We start from the raw sequence: 4441 nt of genomic DNA on the forward strand, positions 1-4441 counted from the left end.
CTTCAAGGGGAAGCGGCTCATAATCATTTGCCGCCACACGGACAGGAACCAAACTGGAATAGAAAATCCCGAACACGCAGGCCGCTAGCATAATCCTGTCCTGGCAGGAGAAGACGCAGCGGAAAAAATTCACTAGGCACACAGGTAAATTCCTTTTCAATCCAGCGAACGTTTTATTGATCTTGGGTCTGCTGGTCAATGTGTAGCTTGTCCGACACCAGCTCGCACCTGCCGCATGATGCAGAGACGCCCAGAAAATGGCAAGACACGCCAATCCCCGGCTCTACAGGTGGAATCAAGGCTGGGAATCAATTTGACTGCGCGTTGCCCCTGCCTCGCCGGGACTGCTAATCTGCCACCTTACCCACAGGACAACCCACATGCGACTTCCCCTCTCCACCTGGCCGGACATCGAATCCTGGCTGCAACAATCAACCTGCATTGTGCTCCCGATCGGCTCGATGGAGCAGCACGGACCCAATGGCTTCCTGGGCACAGACGCGCTGTGTCCGGAGATCATCGCCAACCACGCGGAAAGCCTCGCTCCCGACAAGCTGCTGATCGGCCCGACCTTCAATGTCGGCTGTGCCCAGCACCACCTGGGGTTTCCCGGGACCGTGACGCTGCGCCCCTCGACCATGATCGCCACCATGGTGGACTGGACCGAGAGCCTGCTGCGACATGGCTTCGACAAAATTTACTGGCTCAATGGCCACGGCGGCAACATCGCCACTATCGAGGCCGCCTTTGCGGAAATCCATGCCCGGCGCAGCTTCGATCCCCGCGGCGCCGACACGCGGCCGGACCTGTGGTTAAAACGCCGGGACTGGTGGGATTTCAGGGAAGTCCTGGCGCTGTGCAACGAACTCTATCCCCAGGGCCACGGCAGCCATGCCACCGCCTCCGAAGTGGCGGTAACCTACTGGGCATACCCGGAACGGGAGCGCCAGCACACCGCCATGAGCCCGAAGATTGCGCCCAATGGCTCGATCAGTGATGCCGTGCGCTACCGGCAGGACTTCCCGGATGGCCGCATCGGCTCGGACCCGACCCAGGCCAATGCCGACGATGGCGGGCGGCTGGTCGCCGCTGCCGCGCAGTGCCTGATCAAGGACGTGGCGACCTTCGTCTCTCACTGATCACGGTCGAGGCCCAGCAGATGGACCGCGATCTGGTGCCAGATCAGCGGGCCGTGCACCTCGTTGGACTCGCCCTCGGCCTCCGGGTGGGCTGATTGCTTGACGACAACCATGTCGGCGACGCTGTCGAGATAGATGAACTGGCCGTGCACACCGATAGCGGACACCGCCTTGTGCGGGTTGTTGAAGCTCCACCACTGGTCGTGGTAGCCGTAGGCGACGGTGTCGTACCAGTCGTCCTGGTAGAGCACGTTGAAAACGTCGCGGTTGCGCGGCGTGAGTATCCGCCTGACCACCGCCGGCGGCAGAATCTGGCGCTGGTTGTAGAAGCCGCCCTGCAGGATCATCTGGCCAAAACGCGCGGCGTCCCGGGCGGTGATGTTGAGCCCGCCGCCGGCCATCGGCACCCCGCTGCGATCCAGCCACAGATAGCCGCTGCGCTCGGCACCGAGGGGCTGCCACAGGCGCTCCGCTATCAGTTCCTGCAGGGACTGCCCGGTTACCCGGCTGAGAATCCAGGCCAGCACATCCGTGTTGGGCGTGACGTAGTGAAACGCCAGGCCGTGGGCAGCGTCGCGGGGTTTCAGCGTTGGCAGGTAGTCGTACATTGACGCCGGTCCGGTGTAGGCTGCGGCTGGATCGTGCCCAATCCAGACAATCTTCCCGTAATGCCAGATATCGGCCTCGGGATCCGCGTAGTCCTCGCTGAAACTGACGCTGGTGACCATGTCCAGCACCTGCTGCACGCTGGCGCTGCCAAAGGCGCTGTCAGCCAGTTCCGGGATATAGCTGGCGACGGTGCGTTCGAGATCGATCTGACCCTCCTCCGCCAGTGTCAGCACCAGGGTACCGACAAAGGACTTTGTCACCGAGAACATCTGGTGCGGCAGCTGCGGCTGCATGCCGTGCAGGTAGCGCTCATAGACAATGCGGCCCCGGTGCAGCACCAGGAAGCTGTCGGTGCGGGACTCCTCCATCCAGGTCGCCAGGTCCAGCGTGCGCCCTTCGCCGACCTCAAACGCCAGCGCATCCAGGTCCACCGGGCTGCTCTCCAGCGGCGAGATCGGCGACCCGGCATAGATGTCCGCCGTGGGCGCCAGCTGCCGTATATGCCGGAAACCCCAGCGGCTGAAGGGTTCCTGCATGAAGTTCTGCAGGGTGACCCGTTTTTCGGGGGGGACCGGCGCACCCTGCATCAGGTCATCAACCACCAGCGGCTGGCCTGCGTTGGCCGCGCCGGGAGCAAGCAGGATAGCAATCAGGCCTGAGCGAAGCAGGACAAGCAAGGGGGTTTTCATCGCGTAGTCTCCTTCCGGGTCAGATCGGTGATCCGGGCGGCGCCGGCAGCGCCTCCAGACCTTGCAGTGCAGCGGGATCATCCACAAACCGCTGGATCTGTGCAGCACTGAATGTGTAGTGCGCGCGCCACTGCGGCGGCGCCACCGGCGCTCGCTGCTGCAGCCAGGACTTGAGTGCCAGCAGGGCATCGAGACTCTCGGCCCGCACCTGGGACTGGACCTCCGCCGCGCCAGCCAGGCGTATCAGCCGCTCCAGGGTGGCGATATTAACCACCCGCTGCAGGGCGCCTGCGTTGCCAGCTTGCGGCTGTGCGTAAAGGGTCGCCGCCAACAGCTGGTCCAGCAGATCCGTGAACCCGGGCTGCGCGGCAGACCGCGCGCGATTGTTGTTCATCCGCGCCGCCCGGGTCGGGTTCAGCAGCATATCCAGGCTGAGCCCGGCCGCGGCAGCAGCTGCGGCGTGGGGATCGAACACATAGCCCGTCTGGCGGGGAAACAGTTCCCGGCTATCGCCGGCACCGGGAGGGCGGGGAGGAATCAGCGCAATCAGCTCCGGCGCCAGCGCCAGGTTATCGGCTGCCAGCGTTTCCAGCAGGGCCGCAATTGCCTCGCGCTGGCGCGCGGGTACCACCAGCGCAGTGGGAATCTGGCCGTCACCGCGCAGCGCATAGCTGAACTCCTGCCCACCAATCAGGGTGGCGGCCGCCTGCAGCTGGTAACGGTGTAACAGGTACATGGGCACCAGCACGTCCTCGATCTGCGCCAGGGGACGGCCCCGGCGGACAACCCGCTCGGAGAATCGCTCCAGCACTGTGCGCCGCAAGGCCAGCAGGCGCTGCAGCTCGACCACCGGGTCGGCGCCGTTATCCCAGAGACTGCCGCGAGGATGGGCGGGGCCGGCGGTGACCGCGAAGGCATCGCCGCGGGCGTGCGCATCGGCGACAAAGTGCAGGCCAGAGGCATAGGTATCGCGGATGATCGTCTCCCGCGCTGCGCCGACGTCAACGCCCTGCGGGAAATCCTGGTAGCCGTGCAGGATGGCGCGCTTGTCCCAGGGCCCGATGCCTTCGGCATAGGCCTGGGAGAGATCCGGGTTGCCCTGTTCATCCAGCGTCACCCAGGGATGGGGATAGTCCATCACCGAGGCGCGGCCATCGGCACTGGCGGCAAAATTGTGCTCCAGCCCCAGGGTGTGCCCCACTTCATGGGCGGACAGCTGGCGAATGCGCGCGAGCGCAAACTCCAACAGTTCCGGGGGTACCACGCCGTCATCGCCGTAGGGGGCCAGCAGGCCCTCCGCCAGCAGATAGTCCTGGCGCACCCGCAGCGAGCCCAGGGTGACGTGGCCCTTGATGATCTCCTGGGTGCGCGGGTCCCGGACGCTGGCGCCGTAGGACCAGCCGCGGGTGGAACGATGAACCCACTGGATGACGTTGTAGCGGACGTCCATGGGGTCGGCGCCCTCGGGCAGCATTTCCACCTGGAAGGCATTGATGTATCCGGCCGCCTCGAAGGCCTGGTTCCACCACAGGGCCCCCTCGATCAGCGCGCTGCGCACCGGTTCCGGCGCGCCGCGGTCAAGGTAGTAGATAATCGGTTGCACCGGCTCACTGCGCTCGGCGGCGGGATCCTGTTTCTGCAGGCGGTGGCGCCAGGCAAAACTCTGCCTGACCGGCTCGCCGATCGGCGTCGCGTAGTCATGGCGTTGGGCATTGCTCCCCGGGTCGATAAAGCCCGAGCGCGGGTCGTAGGGCAGCGGCTGGTAACCGGGCTCCGGCAGGCGCACGAAGGAGTGGTGCTGGTGCACTGTTACCGAGCGCGGGTCGGGTACTACGCTGCCGATGATCTCTCCCTGCGGCTCCCCCGCCAGGGTCACCATGGCATCCACTTCGGTGTTGTCGGGAAAACCGCGGGTACGGGGCAGAAAGATGGCAGAGCGATCCGGATCGGGCCGGTACTCGCCCTGCCCGGTGTCCTTGAGGCGGCGGGCGACACCGTGCACGT

At 65.2% G+C, this 4441-nt stretch carries 3 protein-coding genes; 1 reads left to right on the forward strand and 2 read right to left on the reverse strand.

The annotated features are described in order from the left end of the window. Window positions 1-380: 380 nt before the first annotated feature. On the forward strand, window positions 381-1139 hold the full coding sequence (locus tag RJQ10_RS18740; RefSeq protein ID WP_350148976.1) for a creatininase family protein: 759 nt from the start codon (window positions 381-383) through the stop codon (window positions 1137-1139). On the opposite strand, the gene RJQ10_RS18745 is transcribed toward RJQ10_RS18740, so the two are convergent. Continuing rightward, window positions 1133-2437, reverse strand: coding sequence for a serine hydrolase domain-containing protein (locus RJQ10_RS18745; RefSeq protein ID WP_350148978.1), 1305 nt, complete (start codon window positions 2435-2437; stop codon window positions 1133-1135). The genes RJQ10_RS18740 and RJQ10_RS18745 overlap by 7 nt on opposite strands. A 19-nt stretch (window positions 2438-2456) precedes the next feature. Continuing rightward, on the reverse strand, window positions 2457-4441 hold a 1985-nt coding region (locus tag RJQ10_RS18750; RefSeq protein ID WP_350148979.1), incomplete at its 5' end, for a zinc-dependent metalloprotease.

It is taken from the genome of Haliea sp., assembly GCF_040222615.1.
Taxonomy (GTDB): Bacteria; Pseudomonadota; Gammaproteobacteria; order Pseudomonadales; family Halieaceae; genus Haliea.